We start from the raw sequence: 18,350 nt of genomic DNA on the forward strand, positions 1-18,350 counted from the left end.
ATCTGTTGATCTTTAAGATTCCACAGCTACTGGTTCGGCAACCAGCTCGCCTTTGATATACCAGGTCATCACATCCGTGATTTTAGCATGCACGAAAGTGCCGATGAGATCCGGAGAGCCGGTAAAATGGACCAGCTTGTTGGTACGCGTACGCCCTGCAAGCACCTTGTCATTGTTCTTGCTTTCGCCTTCGACGAGCACTTCCACGATCTGGCCGCGCAGCTTCTCGTTGCCGCCGCGGCTATATTCGGAAATAGCATCGTTTAGACGCTGCAGGCGCTGTTTTTTAACCTCCATTGGCACATTGTCTTCCATCACGGCCGCAGGCGTTCCCTCGCGCGGAGAGTAAATGAACGTATAGGCGAAATCAAAGCCAACCTCCCGCACAAGCGACAATGTATCTTCAAACTGCTCATCCGTCTCACCCGGGAAACCAACAATAATGTCTGTTGTCAGCACCACATCCGGGATCGCTTTCTTGATTTTCGCCACCAGTTCAAGATACTGCTCACGGGTGTATTTACGGCTCATTTTCTTCAGCACCGCACTGTTCCCGGACTGCACCGGCAGATGGATATGCTCCGCCAGGTTGCCTCTTTTCGCCAGCACTTCAATCAGACGGTCGTCAAAATCGCGCGGATGCGAAGTGGTGAAACGGATGCGGGGAATATCGATCTTGTTGATATCATCCATCAGATCCCCGAAACCGTATTGGATATCGGTAAAATCTTTACCGTACGCGTTGACATTCTGCCCCAGCAGCGTAATTTCTTTAAAGCCTTGACGGGCCAGCTCCCGCACCTCGGCAATGACGTCCTCCGGACGGCGGCTCCGCTCTTTGCCACGTGTAAACGGCACGATGCAATAGGTACAGAACTTGTCACAGCCATACATGATGTTGACCCATGCCCGCATGCCTTCACGCTTCTTGGGCAGGTTCTCGATAATGTCGCCTTCCTTGGACCATACCTCCACAACCATCTCTTTGCTGAACAGCGCCTCCTTGATCAAATGCGGCAGACGGTGGATGTTATGGGTGCCGAAAATCATATCCACAAAGCCGTGCTTTTGCAGAATACGGTTAACGACTCCCTCTTCCTGTGACATGCAGCCACAGACACCAAGCAGCATATCGGGCTTCTCGGTTTTGAGATGCTTCAGATGGCCCAGCTCGCCGAACACTTTATCCTCCGCATTTTCGCGGATGGCGCAGGTATTCAGTAAAATCAGGTCCGCCTCTTTCCGGTCTTCTGTCGAAGAGTAGCCCATCTGTTCAAGCAGGCCCTTGATCGTCTCCGTGTCATGCTCATTCATCTGGCAGCCGTAGGTGTAGACGATATATTTTTTCCCTTGCCCAAGGTGCTTGAGCTCCTCAGGCACGGCATTTTCATAAAGCACGTTGATGCTTTCCTTGCCACGCTGCTTTTCCTGACGGTGGTTCGGCTCTGATATGATATTGATTTCCCGGCCGCGGATGCGTATTTTTTTGCCGTTTTCATCCTCAGAGATGACTTTCGCGTCTGAAAAATCAAAATACTTCGCATAGTCTTTTGTTTCTTTAGCCATACGGCGGATCACTCCTAATCCGATCTATTCCACGCTAGCCGCGCTGATATTATACAAATAGGCATTACGCTATATTATAACATGAGTTGACCGGCTTAGCCATGGCGTGCAGGAACAGCAGTTTCGGCCAATCTGGCCAGAGCTCACAAGCCTCAAAAACATCTAAAAAAGATCCAGCCCGCAGGCTGAATCTCATCGAAAACAAGCTATCTATTCAACAATTTCCGCAGAGTCGCCGTTGTTCACGCCGGCTGCGTTCGCTTCATCCGTATCAATGTGCATATCCAGTGCAAAAGAAGGGGAAACCCGGGCAAGCACGTTTTCGAACACAATGCCGCGTTCGCCGCCTACACGGACTTTCAGCAGCTGCTTGTCCTGAATGCCCCAATTCTCGGCAACCGACGTATGGAAGTGAATATGACGGGCAGCCACGATCACACCCTTGTCCAGTTCAATCTCGCCTGCCGGTCCTTTGACCGTAATACCAGGCGTACCGTCTATTTTGCCGGATTCGCGTACAGGCGCTTTGACACCCAGGGCGAAAGAATCGGTCCGGGAAATTTCAAGCTGTGATTCAGGACGTGCAGGGCCCAGAATACGAACAGTTTCAAACGTGCCTTTAGGACCGATGACCGCAACGGTTTCATTGGCAGCGAACTGTCCAGGCTGGGACAGGGGCTTAAATTCAGTCAATTGATAGCCGGCTCCGAACAGAGCTTCAATGTGTTCCTCTGTCAGGTGAATGTGGCGTCCGGATACGCCTACAGGTACGATTTTACTCATCGTGTGTCACTCCTTTTTCTCTATAACAATCCATGCGAACCTATGCCATTATACTCCTTTTTGCAAAAGAAAGAAAAGCGGATTGCACAATGTTCCCTAAACTGTCGCTTTTCATTCTGCCGTCCGGACTCAATGCCTGCTAATTCTGTTTTTTCGGGAGATTTGCCTGTAAGTAGGATATTGCACTCCCGAACAGCCATCTTTTGACGAGCTCTTCCGGATAGTATTTCAGCAGAAGCTCTGTCAAAGCAGGATAGCAGCCGGGATGCTCCAATCCAATGACATGCTCCTGAATCCCGTCAAAGTCCGAACCGAACATCATATGCTCCGCCCCTCCTAAAGCACATATGTGCTCCAGGTGGTTAAGTAAACGGTCCATAGGCGGACTGCCTTTCTCCTGCAAAAACATCGGCACAAAGGTCACTCCGATCCGTCCGTTCCGTATAATCAGCGCTTTGATTTGCTCATCATTTAAATTTCTTGGATGCGGAAAAATAGCGGCGGCGTTGGAGTGGGATGCAACCGGCGGCCGTGCACTCTGCTCCATGACCTCCCAAAAACCCCGCTCGCTCAAATGTGACACATCCAGCAGCATACCCAGCTCATTACAGCGCTGCACCAGTTCTCTTCCCTTGTTGGTCAGCGCCGCGTTTCTCCGCTCCATCACACCGTCCGCAGCCCAGTTGGCAAAGTTCCAGGTCAATCCGATGAGCCGGACTCCCAGCGCAAAGCACAGATCAGCATAAAATGGATTGCCTTCGAGTCCGTCCACTCCTTCCAAAGAGAGCATTCCCCATATCTCCCGGTGATCAGACATCGCAATTTGTTCCGCTTCCTCACGCCAAAGCAGCGTTTTCAGCCCTCCCTCCGGACCGGCTATTTTTTCCTGGAAGATCTGGATCTGTCTGGCGACATGGTCCATCCCCGGGTTTCCCGCCTCGACAGGTATGTAGATCGCAAACGTCTGCAGCTTTACTCCCCCCGCCTCCAACCTTTTACGTGTCACATCCAGTTCCGGATGATTAAAATCGAGCCCGGAGTTCAGCATCATTTTACACAATACATCACAATGAAAATCGGCAACAGGCCACGGTTGATGAGTCGTTGGCATTTTCAAAAAAACTCCTTTCCCTGAGCAGCAAGTGATAAACAAATAAAAAAGCCTGTTTACAGATCAAAGATCGTAAACAGGCTTTATAAGCAAACCCTCGATTATCTTGGTTCCACAATAAGCTTGATTGCGGTACGGTCTTCTCCATCGATCACAATATCTGTAAATGCCGGAATACAAATCAAATCCACCCCGCTAGGCGCTACAAATCCCCGGGCAATGGCTACTGCTTTAATTGCTTGATTGAGTGCACCCGCTCCAATCGCCTGCAACTCAGCATTTCCGCGCTCACGCAAGACACCCGCCAATGCGCCGGCAACGGAATTGGGATTGGACTTTGCTGATACTTTTAATACTTCCATAGTAAGTACCTCCCCTGGGAATATGGTGATGGTTTGATTCCACTAGTAGATGATATTCGAGGGGCTGCAAAAAAATTCCTGCTTTTTGGAATTATATTTTAACAGTAGAGCGTGTTCGGATCAGTTCATACGCCACTCGCCTTCCTTTAGGCGTATCTTTTCAATTTTACGGGCTTTGCCGTCTTCATCATTCAGTTCCACACACACTGCATGGAAATGCCATTTGCCATTGTCGACCTGAAAACGAACAGGGAGCTGGGTTTGGAACTTACGCAAAACAGCCTCTCTCTCCATGCCAAGAATGCCTTCCCATGGCCCGACCATCCCAACATCAGTCTGATAGGCGGTCCCCTGCGGCAAAATCGTATCATCATTGCTCTGCACATGCGTATGCGTGCCTACCACGATTGAGGCCCGTCCATCGAGATGCCAGCCCATAGCGATTTTTTCCGAGGTCGCTTCCGCATGGAAATCAACAAGAATATGTTTGTACTTCCGCCGCAATTCATCTACAATCTCATCTGCGGCACGGAACGGACAATCAATGGCCGGCAAAAAGGTCCGCCCCTGCAGGTTGACAATAGCCAGCTCTTTCCCACCTGATCGTACAACCGTATATCCCTGTCCAGGGGTTCCCGGCGGAAAGTTCGCCGGCCTGATCATTCTCGGTTCATCATCAATGAACTCAAAGATCTCTTTGTTGTCCCAGGTGTGATTTCCCATCGTAATGCCATGAACGCCCCAGTCGAAAAATTCCCTGGCAATGGCCCCGGTGATTCCCCGTCCGGCAGCTGCATTTTCCCCATTCACAATAATAAAGTGGGGCTTGAACTTCTCCTTCAGGAAGGGAAGGTTCTCCCTCAAGGCTTTTCTGCCGACGTTTCCTACAACATCTCCGATAAATAATACGTTGATTTTAATTCCTCCTAACCTGAATTGCAGCCGATACTTCTATTTTAACAGAATGAAAAGTGGCCCACACGGGGCCACTTTCATAAGTGTATCTATTTGGCATACTCAACCGCACGGGTTTCCCGAATGACGGTTACTTTAATATGCCCAGGATAGTCAAGCTCATTTTCGATCGTTTTGGTAATATCACGCGCCAGACGGAAGGCTTCGGCATCATCCACTTTTTCCGGTTGCACCATGACACGGACTTCACGTCCGGCCTGAATGGCATAGGATTTCTCAACACCTTCAAAAGATTCGGAGATCGCCTCCAGCTTCTCCAGACGTCGGATATACGTTTCCAGTGTTTCTCTTCTGGCTCCCGGTCTTGCAGCAGACAAGGCGTCTGCCGCTCCTACCAGCATGGCAATGACGGAAGTTGCTTCCGCATCACCGTGGTGGGAGGCGATGCTGTTGATGACAACTGGATGCTCCTTGTACTTCTTCGCCAGTTCTACGCCAATTTCGACATGAGACCCTTCCACTTCGTGATCAAGCGCTTTGCCGATGTCATGCAGAAGACCTGCACGTCTCGCCAGCACGACATCCTCACCTAATTCTCCAGCCATCAAGCCTGCCAGGTACGCCACTTCCATGGAGTGCTTAAGCACATTCTGGCCATAGCTTGTACGGAACTTGAGACGTCCGAGAATTTTGATCAAATCCGGATGCAGGCTGTGCACTCCCACTTCAAATGTGGCCTGTTCACCATATTCTCTGATTCGTTCATCAACTTCCCGACGGGATTTCTCCACCATTTCTTCGATACGGGCCGGATGAATCCGCCCGTCTGCGACGAGTTTCTCCAGAGCGGTCCGTGCAATTTCACGGCGGATGGGATCAAATCCGGACAAGATTACAGCCTCAGGCGTATCATCGATAATGAGATCAATGCCCGTAAGGGTCTCTAGCGCACGGATGTTACGTCCTTCACGTCCGATGATGCGCCCTTTCATTTCTTCATTCGGCAAAGTTACAACAGACACCGTCGTCTCGGCCACATGATCTGCGGCACAGCGTTGAATGGCCAATGTAATGATTTCGCGGGATTTCTTATCCGCTTCCTCTTTGGCCTGCTGCTCGATTTCCTTGATCATTTGAGCCGTCTCATGACGAACTTCCTGCTCTACGTTAGACAATATGATGCTCCTCGCATCCTCCATCGTAAGGTTGGATATCCGTTCCAGTTCTGTCACCTGACTTTTGTAAATCAGCTCAATTTGCTGCTGGGTTTCATCAATTCTTTTCTCTTTGTTAGCCACTTGTTCTTCTTTTCGTTCCAGCGATTCTATTTTTTTATCCAGCGACTCTTCCTTTTGCAGCAGTCTTCGTTCCTGCCGTTGAATTTCATTCCGACGTTCACGAGTTTCTTTTTCAGCTTCGTTACGGATGCGATGGACTTCGTCCTTCGCCTCCAGTACCGTTTCTTTCTTCAGTGCTTCTGCCTCTTTCTTTGCGTTCTCCACAATTTGTACGGCAGCTTGCTCCGCACTGGAAATTTTAGCTTCTGCAATAGATCTGCGAATAAAATAACCAATCCCGAACCCAAAGAATAATGCGGCTACAACGAGAATGATCGAGATTCCAGGACTCATACTGTTCACCTCCTCGTTGGTTCCTCCAAGGCATTCCTTGGGACTTGTTCAGTTGTTCATTACGCTTCATCAATGTGAACATGCTTCCACATGTACAATACCGCCCGAAGGGCGGCTTCACTTGTTATGGGCGATGAGAATCAGTTCCAGACGTCCTCTTCTGGGGAAGGAAAAAGAGGATCGTGTGAACACGGATTCATGTCCATTTTATTACTCGACAATCAGCATTGTCAAGAGAAGGCAAACATACATACGTCTCTCTGCCGCCAGCTCCGGGAAGGCTTACAGGCCTAATCCCAAAGCAGTTCATCCTCCTCTGCTTTCGGACCTGTCTGGTCCCTGCGCAGCAATGACTGAAGAACTCTTCTTGTAAGCTCGCTGGAATAACCACGCCTCATTAAAAATGAATAGGTTTTTCGCTTTTTTTCGCTTGCTTCACCACGAGTCTGATCCCATTTTTTCTGACCTGCCTGCAATGCGCTCTCCCATTCCTCCGCCTCGCTGATATCGCCGAGCGCATAGGCAATGATCGATCTGTCCACACCTTTTTGCTGAAGCTCCTGCCTGATCCATAACTTCCCTTTTCCCCGGCCGGATACTCTCTGCCGTGCCCACTGCCTGGCATACAGCTCGTCATCCACCAGCCTCTCTTTCTCTAGACGGGCCAATGTTTCCTCTACGACTGCCGGTTCCAGTTCTCTCTCCAGCAAGCGCCTTGAGAGCTCCTGACGTGTTCGCGGTTTGCGCGCCAAATATTGCAATGACATGACATATGCCTGCTGCCTCTCATCTGCCATAACAATGTCCGACAGCTCACTTTTATTGAAAAACGAACCTTTGGTCATGCGGTATTTGATCATGACATCCTCAAGAACAGATAGCGAATACGGTCCGAAGTGTATAATGTATCTGCCCCGCATGCCGCGCTTTCCCTGCTCTACCCTGGTAATTTCAAGTTCTTCATCACCCGGGAAATGTTCTATGCCCTGCTGAATTGTATGCTTCTCTTCCATCGGCTCATGCTTCATTCCTGAAAGGCCCTCTCTTAGCTTTCCTTTTTTAAGACATATAAATGAAAACGCCCTGCTCATCACAAGCAGGGCGCCATTGTAATCCAATATAATGATTATTCAAGCTCAAGCAGCTCTTGCTCTTCTTTGGCTTCCTTCGCAAGATCCTCAGCGCTCGGAGCCTCAACCGTCGTAATGAGATTGCTTGCAACGCGGATTTTCTGTTCAATGGCATTCGTCAGGTGCTGATTTTCTTTCAGGAACTGCTTAGCATTCTCACGGCCTTGACCGAGGCGCTCCCCTTCATAGGAATACCAAGCGCCGCTCTTATCAACGATGTCAAGATCGGTACCCATATCGAGCAGGCTGCCTTCCCTGGAAATGCCTTCTCCGTACATAATATCCACTTCGGCTTGTTTGAAAGGAGGGGCCACTTTATTTTTAACAACTTTAATCCGGGTGCGGTTGCCTACAACGTCGTTGCCCATTTTCAAACTTTCAATACGGCGTACATCCAGCCGGACTGTGGAGTAGAACTTCAGAGCACGGCCGCCCGGCGTCGTCTCCGGATTGCCAAACATAACTCCGACTTTCTCGCGCAACTGGTTGATGAAGATGGCAATGGTCTTCGATTTGTTGATAGCACCGGAGAGCTTGCGCAGAGCCTGGGACATCAGGCGCGCCTGCAGACCCACATGCGAATCTCCCATTTCACCTTCGATTTCAGCCTTCGGTACGAGAGCCGCTACCGAGTCAATAACAATAATATCTACTGCGCCACTGCGCACAAGCGCTTCGGCAATCTCCAACGCCTGCTCACCCGTGTCCGGCTGGGAAAGCAGCAGTTCGTCAATGTTGACACCCAGTTTTTTTGCATAGGAAGGATCCAGAGCATGCTCCGCATCAATGAAGGCAGCCTGTCCGCCAGACTTCTGTACTTCGGCAATCGCATGTAACGCTACCGTCGTTTTACCCGAAGATTCCGGTCCGTATATTTCAATAATGCGGCCTCTTGGAAAACCGCCGGTTCCTAGCGCAATATCCAGAGCAATCGATCCACTGGGAATTGTCTCCACCTGCATATGAGTCGATTCCCCCAGCTTCATGATCGAACCTTTACCAAATTGCTTTTCTATTTGACGAAGCGCCATATCCAGCGCAGCACGACGATCTGACAATTAGCTCACATCCTTCATTGTTTATAATGTTATAATACCTTGTTTGGACACGTTTGCCAAGCATTTTTTCGAACATACATTCGTTTTTTTTTGCGCTGTCCGATAACATCCGACAACTGTGGATCAGCACAAGGGGGATTCTTTAATGATAGTAAAGAAGCATCCACTTCCTCAAACAAAAAAAGAACCGTTGGCAAATTGGTTGCCACGGTCCTTCCGTGTAACTGGATTATATCATTCTTTTTCATTTTCTACAAGCCGGCGCCACAGTCTGTATAAAATAGCCTTGGCCGAGCGAATGCGAATGGTCTCCCGGTTGCCGTTCAGGCGCAACTCATGAATCTCCGTCTCCTTGCCCCGCTCCGCGATCGCAATATAGACAAGCCCTGCAGGCTTAAACTCGGAATAACCCGGACCCGCCACACCTGTAACCGACAGCCCGAAATCGCTGTCCATGATCATTCTGACCTGCTCTGCGAGCACCTGCGCCACTTCCGGGCTCACCGCTCCCGGACAATTCTCTCCCTCAAGGTAATCATGGGGTACATTCAGCAGCTTCTTCTTGATCTCGTTGGAGTAACAGACGATTCCGCCTTTGAAAATCGTAGCGCTGCCTGGAATGGACGTAAGCATTTCCATAACGAGACCGCCGGTGCAGCTTTCCGCCGCCCCAACTGTCAGCCCCAGTCGGCCCATCCATTCCACAATGACTTTTTCCAGGGGCACATCTTCACTGGCATACAGGTGCTCAGGCAGACGCTGCTGGATCTGTACCTCCGCCGCATTCAGCTTGACAAGCGCTTCCGCTTCGCTTGCCGCCTTCGTAGACACCCTGATCGTCACTTCCCCTTCCTTGGCGTAAGGGGCGATCGTCGGATCGCTCTGCCCCTCGATCAGGTCGATCAGCTTCGTTTCAAGCGCAGATTCGCCGATACCGGCAAACTTCAGCATTTTGGAGTAAATCGCCTTTACGCTTCCACCTAATGCGTGCTGCAGAATCCATGGCTTTGCCTCCTGCTCAAACATCGGCTTTAATTCCTTCGGAGGACCGGGCAGAATAACGTAGTATTTCCCCTCTTGTACAAGCGCGTTGCCGACAGCCAGCCCGGTTTCATTTTTCAGCGGTGTGGCTCCAGCAATCGTCAAGGCCTGACGACGGTTGTTCTCCGTCATTTCAACACCACGATCCCGAAAGAAGCCCTCGATTTTATCCATCGATAATCTGTCGATATGCAGCTCGCGTCCCAGCACGGAGGCGATCGCATCCTTGGTCAGATCATCCTGGGTCGGCCCCAGCCCGCCGGAAAACAGAATAATGTCCGCCCGGCTCTGCGCCGCTGTCACCGCGCTTTCAAGGCGTGCCATATTATCTCCTACCACGGTTTGAAAGTAGACATCAACCCCGATCGCCGCCAGCTCCTGGGATAGATACTGGGCGTTTGTGTTCACAATTTGTCCCAGCAACAATTCGGTGCCTACTGCGATGATTTCTGCTTTCATATCGGTGTCCCCCATATCAATTAATATCGCATCTCCGCTGCCCCAAAAGAAAAAGCAATAGGCAACCCTATTGCATTCGTCTTCAAGCACAGGAAAGCCTGTGCTCAAGCTTTGGAGGAACGGAGCAAATGCTTATTCTTTACAAAATAATCATACCCCGAATAAATGGTAATGACAGCGGCCGCCCAAATCGCAATTTGATCAAACGGAATCCCCATAAAAACAAACGGGAAATTGTTGATCAGCAAAGCTATGATCGCCACGATCTGTATGACCGTTTTCAGCTTGCCCCAATTGCTCGCAGCCACCACGGAGCCGTCAAGCAGCGCAATCTGCCGTAGTCCGGTCACGGCAAACTCCCGGCTTACGATAACTACAGCCACCCAGGAATCCAGCTTCCCCATCTCCACAAGCGAGATGAGCACTGCGGTGACAAGCAGCTTGTCCGCCAGGGGATCAAGCAGCTTGCCCAAATTGGTCACCAGGTTGTGCTTGCGGGCCAGGTATCCGTCGATACCGTCCGTGCTTGCGGCCACGATGAAAATAAGCGCGGCAAGCAGCTGGTTGAAAGGCAGACTGAAGGTTCCCCATTGCAGCGGCTCAGGATAGAAGCTAAACTCCACCAGCAGGCAGATCATCATAAGCGGAATAAGACAAATCCGCGCCAGTGTAATTTTGTTGGGTAAATTCACAGTTCACTCTCCCCTGACCATTCTTAAATGCTTATGTAATTCGAACAGCGTCATCGCCGATGGCTTATCGACTTCAAGTATAATATACGGCTGAAAGACGTGTCAAAACAGGGCTATGCCTGTATCCGCCGATGCCAAAAGCAAAAAAACTCTGGCGCAGCTGCACGATACACCAGAGGAAAACCTTTACTTGAAGTTTGTGAATTGCAGGTCGATGGAAAGATCCGCTTTACGCAGTATCTGGATGATCTCCTGAAGATCGTTTTTGCTTTTGCCTGTTACGCGGATTTGATCCCCTTGAATCTGACTCTTCACCTTCAGCTTCGAATCGCGAATCAGAATGTTGATCTTTTTCGCATTTTCCTGATCAATTCCCTGCTTGAAGCTCAGCTTTTGCCGGACCGTGCCCATCGAAGCAGGCTCCAGCTTGCCATAATCGATATTTTTGACAGCAAGCCCGCGTTTGATCATTTTGGATTTCAAAATGTCAATGACCGCGTTCAGCTTGTATTCGTCGTCCGACGTAATTGTCAGAGCATCCTTATCCAGCTTGAGACTGCTCTTGCTGTCCTTGAAATCAAAGCGTGTCTCAATTTCACGTTCCGCCTGATCCACGGCATTCACAAGCTCCTGCATGTCCATCTTGGAAACAATGTCGAATGAATTTTCTGAAGCCATATCGTCACATTCCTTTCGGAAGAAAGTTCAAACTATAATTATATGGAAAAGCTATCCGGATGTCTAATATTCCACATGGAAAAAGGTGCTTTTCACGGTCTACCCGAAAAAAACACCTCATAAAACAATACAGTTAAGAAACAGCTCGCAGCCAGCGTTACTCCCCGGCCGAGTTCGTTTCCGAATCGTTAGCCGTTGAATTCGCACCTGCTGTGCCGGTCGAGCCTGGAACGAGCCGGATTCGTGTCGTCGCCTTGCCGTCGGAAACGGGTTGCCCGCCAACCGTAATCGAGGTTGCGGAAGCAGCGCCCGATTTAATATACAATCCCCGTTCATCAAAGTCGAAAGAATAATTTTGTCCCGCTTCGGTCATCCCGTACTGCAGCTTCTCACCGCTTGAATTTTCTCCCCTGTATACCTCAAGCCAGCTCGTTCCGGTTGCTTGAATCTCCACTTTGACAGGACCGCCGTTTGCGCTGGAAACACCGAAAATGGTCGTTTTTCCAGCCTTGCCATCTTCGGTTACCGTAACCCCTTCAGTAGTTCCTGTCCCTTCGTCCGTTCCCGATTGTTCCGTCCCCGTATTATCCGGTGGAGTCTCTCCCTGCCCGTCAGTCAGGCCGCCCCCGCCGGTCTCGCCATTCGTCGTGCCGGTCTCAGCCTGCGGTGGAGCGGAAGTATCGTTGTTGTCTGCTCCATCCGCCGGAGGAGTCTCTCCTTGATTTCCTGTCTCCTGGCCCCCGGTTTCCTTGCCGCCGCCGGTGGCGGGTGGTGTTGTCTGGCTTTGATTATTATTTTGGGCTACATCGTTTGGAGGAATGCTGTCATTGCCTCTGTTTGCGATATAAACATAAATCAAACCGAGTATCAAAATCGGGAACAGCCACATCAACGCGCTCGACATCCATTTCATATTCCGTTCCCCGGATGCGCGGGCTGCCCGTTTCTGAATAACCGGTTCCATCGTCGCTTCCTGCTCCTGTGCAGGAACATCCTTTTTATGGCCTTCAAGAATTTCGTCCGCATTTAATCCTACCGTCTCGGCGTAGGTTTTGATAAACGCTCTAACGTAAAAGGTTCCTGGCAGCACTTTGTAGTCGCCTGCTTCAATCGCCTCCAGGTAACGTTTGCGAATTTTCGTCATATCTTGGACATCGTCCAGGCTCAACCCTTTTTGCAGCCGGGCCTCTCTTAACTGCTGACCCAGTTCAGACATGCCATCATCTCCTCATTTCTTTCCACTGTTTTAAATGTCGTCCGTGTAACTGGTAGTGAATGTATCATATATAATTTCCTCGTTCGGATTGTTGCGCAGCTCAATGATAATATGGAAATCATCAAAACTGTACCCCGATTCGCGGACAAAAATATCCGGATGCTCAATCACCTTCGTGCTTGGCATATTCATAATGTCCTGCAGCAAATTATAGTGTTTCTCATTGGAGCGGATTGTACTCACAATACCGTCAATGATAAAAACATTGTTTGGATTCATTTCCTCTTCAGAAAGCTGGCTGCGAACCGTTTGGCGCAGCAGTGTGGAGGAGACAAACGTCCATCTTTTCGCAGCACACACACTGCTGGCTATAATAGACTCCGTCTTTCCGACCCGGGGCATTCCCCTCAGACCGATGACTTGATTTCCTTCCCTCTTAAATACTTCACCCAAAAAATCAACAAGCAACCCAAGTTCATCCCGTGTAAAACGGAATGTCTTGCGGTCATCTGAATCACGGTCAATATAACGACCATGGCGGACAGCGAGAATATCAACCAGCTTGGGGGGACGGAACGCGGTGATGGTAATGTTGCTGGCTTTTTGCAGCATCTCGCCGAGAATGCGAATTTTATCATCATCATCCGTTTCAAGCAGCATGCCTCTCCGCTGTCCCTCTACCCCGTTAATCGTCAGGATATTAACTCCCAGCATCCCCAGCATGGAAGCAATATCACCGAGCAGCCCGGGACGGTTGTTATGTATTTTGTATTCCATGTACCATTGTTTGGTTTCAGCCGTCACTTTGCCACCTCTTCAAGCCATTATTCAAGTACATTCGACATATTTCTATGAAACTTCCGTACAAGCGCATTTAATTGACATCCGTTTTTGCAACCACGTTTATGATATATAAAATAGTTATGAATTACAAGAACAGGTCTGTAACTATTGCAGAAAAGCCCCCTCTTGGGGGCTTTTCCGTTCATTTACAGGTTAAACACTGGTTTTGGCGAGCTTCACCATACATTTGGCAATGACGTGACGCTCATCCTTATCGGCTACATCCCACAGCTCTTTCAGAGCGCGATTGGAATGATTTGCCGGATCGACCTTTTCATCCAGGAATTCCCCGATTTCGTAAGCCAGATTCGCAATGGTTTCCTCGCTAAAACCCATTTTTTCCGCTTTGGCTACACGATCGCCAAGAAATTTCTTCCAGGTATCAAAATCTTTGAGTACTGTCGACGCCATGATTACATCCTCCTCAGTAAGGATTGAGATTTTAAAAAATCTACAGATGTAATATGCGCCGTGCCAATCCCGGCTATGCTGGAGGTTTCCGCCAAAGCTGCCTCTTCAGCCAATCAGGTTACCCAACCGCCGTTCGGGCTAATAATCTGGCCATTGATATACCCGGATTCAGGCAGCGCCAGGAAATACACAAGCGAAGAGATTTCATCCGGCTTTGCCAGTCTTCCGGCTGGAATTTCTTCCTGAAGCTCTGCCAGCTCGCCGGGATCAAGATGCTCCAGCATGGCCGTATCCACGGCGCCCGGGGCGACCGCATTAACCGTTACCCCCGAAAGTGCCGCCTCTTTGGCTAATGCTTTCGTGAAGGCATTTACTGCCCCTTTGGTTGAGGAATAAAGCACCTCGCACGATGCACCGGACAACCCCCATACGGAAGATACGTTGATAATCCGGCCGTATCGCTGTGAAATCATATGTGGCAGAAAAGCCTGTGTACACAGAAATGTGCCTTTTACATTGACGGCCATGACATCATCCCATTCTTCCTCGCTCACGTCCGATAACAGTCCGTAGTGGGATATTCCGGCATTGTTAACCAAAATATCAGGCTTTAGTCCGTGGTTCTCCAGCTTTTCCCGCATGCGCATAATTTGCTCCTTGCTGCGAAGATCCGCAGTGACCGTCATCACGGAGCCGGCATCCTTCATGCAACGCCGGGCCACTTCGTTGGCCTCTTCGTGGGATTTCATGTAATGAATCACTACATTCATGCCAACTGAAGCGAAGCGCTCCGCAATAGCCGCACCGATGCCACGGCTTCCGCCGGTCACCAGCACCGTCATTTCCCCTAATGCCTTGTTAACCGCTCCGGTTTCTTTCTCCATGTTACGGACTCACCACCAGCGAAACGGCCATTTGCCCCCAGTCTGTGTGCTCTCGCAGGCGGCGGTTCACATCCTCAAGCGTGATGCTTTCATAGACCGGCAGCACCTCAAACAAATCGCTTCCTCTGAAGCGATGGCGGGTAAATTCATGGGCAATGTTTTCCGGGGAGTTGAGCATGCGCAAATAACCGCCGATTTTTTTCTTGCGTGCCCGTTCGAAATGCTCCTCTGCAAATCCGCTTGCTTTGACCGCCTCAATTTCCTCACGGATGCGGGACAACAGACGGTCCGGGTCCTTGGTGTCTCCGCCGATCGCCGAGAAGGCATAACCATGCGAGCTGTTGTATTCATGGCCGAAGCTGTCTGAAATGAGCTCCTCATCGTATAGCTTTTGATAAAGCTGTGTGCTGGAACCGAGCAGCAGATCAAGCATCAGCTTGCTTTCCAGATCATGACGGAGCAATTCTGGCCCAGTAAGACCGGTCTTTTTCTCCTTAAAACCGAAGAGGAATTTGGGGAGAGATACCGCCAGCCTTGCTTCACGTCTTTCCTGGGCTACACCAGCCGGCTCCTGCTCAAAGATTCTCTCAATATTGCCCTGCGGCTTATAATCCTTGTCGCTTTGGTTTTTACGGACAAGGTCGAATACCTTTTGCGGCTCCACCCCTCCTACCACGAAAAGCAGCATGTTGCTGGGATGATAAAAAGCATTGTAACAGGTATAGAGCGTTTCCTTTGTAATCGTGCTTATCGACTCCACGGTACCCGCGATATCAATATGTACAGGATGCTTGGAGTACAAAGCCTCAATAAGGCCAAAATAGCTTCTCCAATCAGGGTTATCCTGGTACATATTAATTTCCTGACCGATGATGCCTTTTTCCTTATCCACACTCTGATCCGTAAAGTATGGCGCCTGCACAAAATCGATCAGCGTCTCCAGGTTGTCGTAAATATGCTCGGTTGCCGAAAAGAGATATACGGTCTGCTCAAAGCTGGTAAACGCGTTGGCAGATGCCCCGTGCGAGGAGAACTTCGTAAATACGTCTCCATCCTCTTTTTCAAACATTTTATGTTCAAGAAAGTGGGCGATTCCGTCCGGAACCTTAATCTCTTCCTCCCCTTCAACCTTGAAGTGGTTATCAATGGAGCCATATTTCGTGGCAAACGTGGCGAACGTTTTCTGAAATCCCGGTTTGGGAAGCACGTATACGTGCAGGCCATTATCCATTACCTCGAAATACAGTGTCTCCTGTAAATGATCATATGCTATGCTCTGCACGACTACTCCTCCTTCTGATCTCTCAAGAAATAAATGGTATCCAGGTTAAAAGTCTGTGCCGCTTCCTGAACGTCCTTGATGGATACCGCCTCTACCTGCTCAAGCAATTGCTCAGCTGTTCTTTCTTTGCCGGAAAGCTCTCTGTTAAAGTCAAACGCAATCATTTCGAACGCGGAATCCTGCATCTCTTTAAGCAGATTGCGGATCATGGCTTTCGTCTGGCTCATTTCCAGCTCACTGATGCTGCCCTTGCGCATATCGTCAAGCTGCTGACGGATAATGCTTACGGCCTGTTCGTAATTGGGAATTTCAATTCCGGACTGAATGGTGGCAAGACCTTTATGTCCGTCGTAACGGGAAGAAGCATAATAAGCAAGGCTCGCCTTCTCCCTTACGTTCACAAACAGCTTGGAATGCGGGTAACCGCCAAGGATGCCGTTATACATCAGCGCAGAGGCATATTGATCGTCGCTGTAGGTAATCGAGGTTCTGAAGCCCATATTCAGCTTCCCCTGATTTACATCAAGGCGCTCAACAACGGTCTGAACATCACGAGGCTGTGCAGAGACATCAGCCCTTCTGTACTGTGCCGCAGAAGAGCGATCAAGGTTGAAATAACGGTCTACAAGCCCTTCTACCTCTTCCAGAGACGTGTCCCCTACCACATACAGATCCATGCTGGTGTTTGCAAGCCAATCTTCGTAAGCCTTGTAGAGGCTGTCCGGACCGATCGCATCCAGATCGGAGCGCTGTCCGAGCGGATGAAGGCGGAAAGGCTCATTTTTGAACATTTCCTCTACACAGCGTTCACCTGCATAGCGGATTTTGTCGTTAACGATCGCCTCCAGCTTTTTGCGCACATTTTCCCTTTCCTGCTGTACATAAGTCCCGCGGAAAGCGCCATTCTCCATGACCGGACGCGTCAGCACTTCCCCGAGAAACGAAAAAGATCTGTCGAGCAAGCTGTCCGTGCTGCTTACGAAGCTGTCATTAATGGTATCCATCCGGAACTGGACGATTTGGTAATCTCCTCTTTTATATATATCGAACCCGAAGCCGGCTCCATACATTTGCTCAAGCTGCTCCCTGAATTGGATGGTTTCCGGATAGGAAGCCGTTCCGCGTCTCAGTACAAACGGGGTCAAAGCCACACTTGAAACGGTGGTCTCCTGCAAAGGAATTCCAGCGTAGAGCGATATTGCATACGTCTTAAAGCGTTTGGTCGGCATCACGTGAATACGCAGCTGCCGCCGGCTGCCGCGCTCAAATCCTGTTTTTATCAAGTCCAAAACTCCTTTGCGACGTCATTTTAATTCCTTCACGAACGGCAATCTGTGCCAATTTTTATTGTAAACGATCAAAAAGGCAAGAAGCAACCGGAGACAAGCTCCGGTTGCCGGTTTTCATTGGCAAGGCTACATACAGAAAATGTGCTCCCCAATCGTCTTCACCTGTGGACGTGTCCATATCCATTTGGAGGTTGCCGTCTTTGGATTGAAATAATAGAGGCATCCGCCTGATGGGTCCCAGCCGTTCAATGCCTGCTGGACTGCCTTACGGGCCTGCGGATTCGGCGTCAGCCAGATTTGACCGTCAGCCACTGCTGTAAACGCCCCCGGCTGAAAGATTACACCTGACGGTGTATTAGGAAAACTGGGTGATTTCACACGGTTCAGAATAACCGCTGCAACAGCAACCTGCCCTTCAAACGGCTCGCCGCGCGCCTCCCCGTAAACGGCGTTCGCCATCATTTTCAGCTCGTTTTCGGACAGGCCGTTCGCTCTGCCAGGGCTGAGAGAAACAACTTCGGCTGTTGAGGTTGCCTTTACCCCATCCCTTGCCCCGCCATTGCTCGACGCCTGCCGTTTGGTGCCTTGCTTGTGCAGAGGCGTTTCAGTCGGCTTCCAATGCCCGGTGGCATTCACCAGCTTCAATTTTGTTTTAGGGCCGACGACGCCGTCGGGTTTTATGCCGAATTCGCCTTGAAACCATTTTACCGACCTTAAAGTTTTACTTCCAAATTGACTGTCTACCTTTCCATAATAAAAGCCAAGCAATTTCAAACGGCTTTGCAGTTCATAGACATCCTGACCGTAAGAGCCGGAGGCAATCGGCTTACTGCTGAAGACCGCTTCAGCAGGTTCCGCTTCATGAGTCTCAGTTTGCTGCGGGGGCTGGTTGCCGCTCCGTTTTTCACCGGACTCAAGAAAGGCTGCATATATTACGGCCGTAACTGCCAGTACACCCGTACATATCCATAGGGCTGTCTTTTTCATCATTCGCTCTAC

18 protein-coding genes are annotated in these 18,350 nt (G+C 49.9%); all 18 read right to left on the reverse strand.

Features of this window, described 5'->3' with window-relative positions:
• Positions 1-12: 12 nt before the first annotated feature.
• The 18 genes from miaB to sleB all read right to left on the reverse strand — a co-directional run bounded on the left by miaB (position 13) and on the right by sleB (position 18,338).
• Positions 13-1,566: a tRNA (N6-isopentenyl adenosine(37)-C2)-methylthiotransferase MiaB gene (gene miaB, locus ACE5LO_RS04510; protein ID WP_375518864.1), complete on the reverse strand. Its 1,554-nt coding sequence runs from the start codon at positions 1,564-1,566 to the stop codon at positions 13-15.
• A 210-nt stretch (positions 1,567-1,776) separates the two neighbouring features.
• On the reverse strand, positions 1,777-2,349 hold the full coding sequence (pduL, locus tag ACE5LO_RS04515) for a phosphate propanoyltransferase (protein ID WP_375518865.1): 573 nt from the start codon (positions 2,347-2,349) through the stop codon (positions 1,777-1,779).
• A gap of 139 nt (positions 2,350-2,488) precedes the next feature.
• On the reverse strand, positions 2,489-3,460 hold the full coding sequence (locus ACE5LO_RS04520; protein WP_375518866.1) for a dipeptidase: 972 nt from the start codon (positions 3,458-3,460) through the stop codon (positions 2,489-2,491).
• Between the two features lie 101 nt (positions 3,461-3,561).
• Entirely contained in the window at positions 3,562-3,822 is a 261-nt protein-coding gene (locus ACE5LO_RS04525; RefSeq protein WP_019005392.1) for a stage V sporulation protein S, read from the reverse strand.
• Positions 3,823-3,942: 120 nt separating this feature from the next.
• Positions 3,943-4,737 (reverse strand): TIGR00282 family metallophosphoesterase, encoded by a 795-nt coding sequence (locus ACE5LO_RS04530; protein WP_375519030.1) that lies wholly within the window; start codon positions 4,735-4,737, stop codon positions 3,943-3,945.
• An 89-nt stretch (positions 4,738-4,826) separates the two neighbouring features.
• The gene (gene rny, locus ACE5LO_RS04535) at positions 4,827-6,368 is read right to left on the reverse strand and encodes a ribonuclease Y (RefSeq protein WP_375354472.1); all 1,542 of its coding nucleotides are present in this window, start codon (positions 6,366-6,368) and stop codon (positions 4,827-4,829) included.
• Between the two features lie 290 nt (positions 6,369-6,658).
• On the reverse strand, positions 6,659-7,396 hold the full coding sequence (locus tag ACE5LO_RS04540) for a regulatory protein RecX (protein WP_375518867.1): 738 nt from the start codon (positions 7,394-7,396) through the stop codon (positions 6,659-6,661).
• Positions 7,397-7,494: 98 nt separating this feature from the next.
• Positions 7,495-8,556 (reverse strand): recombinase RecA, encoded by a 1,062-nt coding sequence (gene recA, locus ACE5LO_RS04545; RefSeq protein WP_375518868.1) that lies wholly within the window; start codon positions 8,554-8,556, stop codon positions 7,495-7,497.
• A 234-nt stretch (positions 8,557-8,790) separates the two neighbouring features.
• Positions 8,791-10,056 (reverse strand): competence/damage-inducible protein A, encoded by a 1,266-nt coding sequence (locus ACE5LO_RS04550; RefSeq protein WP_375518869.1) that lies wholly within the window; start codon positions 10,054-10,056, stop codon positions 8,791-8,793.
• Between the two features lie 104 nt (positions 10,057-10,160).
• A complete protein-coding gene (gene pgsA, locus ACE5LO_RS04555; protein WP_375518870.1) occupies positions 10,161-10,748 on the reverse strand; it encodes a CDP-diacylglycerol--glycerol-3-phosphate 3-phosphatidyltransferase in 588 nt (195 codons plus the stop codon).
• Between the two features lie 186 nt (positions 10,749-10,934).
• Positions 10,935-11,426: a YajQ family cyclic di-GMP-binding protein gene (locus ACE5LO_RS04560; RefSeq protein WP_375518871.1), complete on the reverse strand. Its 492-nt coding sequence runs from the start codon at positions 11,424-11,426 to the stop codon at positions 10,935-10,937.
• A 157-nt stretch (positions 11,427-11,583) separates the two neighbouring features.
• Entirely contained in the window at positions 11,584-12,642 is a 1,059-nt protein-coding gene (locus ACE5LO_RS04565; RefSeq protein ID WP_375518872.1) for a RodZ domain-containing protein, read from the reverse strand.
• 30 nt (positions 12,643-12,672) lie between these two features.
• Positions 12,673-13,419, reverse strand: a complete 747-nt coding sequence (locus ACE5LO_RS04570; protein WP_375519031.1) for a DUF3388 domain-containing protein — start codon at positions 13,417-13,419, stop codon at positions 12,673-12,675.
• 219 nt (positions 13,420-13,638) lie between these two features.
• Complete coding sequence (locus ACE5LO_RS04575; RefSeq protein WP_375354460.1) at positions 13,639-13,896, reverse strand: DUF3243 domain-containing protein; 258 nt, start codon at positions 13,894-13,896, stop codon at positions 13,639-13,641.
• A gap of 113 nt (positions 13,897-14,009) precedes the next feature.
• Entirely contained in the window at positions 14,010-14,780 is a 771-nt protein-coding gene (ymfI, locus tag ACE5LO_RS04580) for an elongation factor P 5-aminopentanone reductase (RefSeq protein ID WP_375518873.1), read from the reverse strand.
• Position 14,781: 1 nt separating this feature from the next.
• Positions 14,782-16,062: an EF-P 5-aminopentanol modification-associated protein YfmH gene (gene yfmH, locus ACE5LO_RS04585; protein ID WP_375518874.1), complete on the reverse strand. Its 1,281-nt coding sequence runs from the start codon at positions 16,060-16,062 to the stop codon at positions 14,782-14,784.
• Between the two features lie 2 nt (positions 16,063-16,064).
• Complete coding sequence (yfmF, locus tag ACE5LO_RS04590; RefSeq protein WP_375518875.1) at positions 16,065-17,345, reverse strand: EF-P 5-aminopentanol modification-associated protein YfmF; 1,281 nt, start codon at positions 17,343-17,345, stop codon at positions 16,065-16,067.
• Positions 17,346-17,477: 132 nt separating this feature from the next.
• Positions 17,478-18,338 carry a spore cortex-lytic enzyme gene (gene sleB, locus ACE5LO_RS04595; RefSeq protein WP_375519032.1) on the reverse strand — a complete coding sequence of 287 codons (861 nt, stop codon included), beginning with the start codon at positions 18,336-18,338 and terminating at the stop codon, positions 17,478-17,480.
• Positions 18,339-18,350 lie beyond the last annotated feature (12 nt).

This window comes from Paenibacillus medicaginis (assembly GCF_042138635.1).
Lineage (GTDB): Bacteria > Bacillota > Bacilli > Paenibacillales > Paenibacillaceae > Paenibacillus > Paenibacillus medicaginis.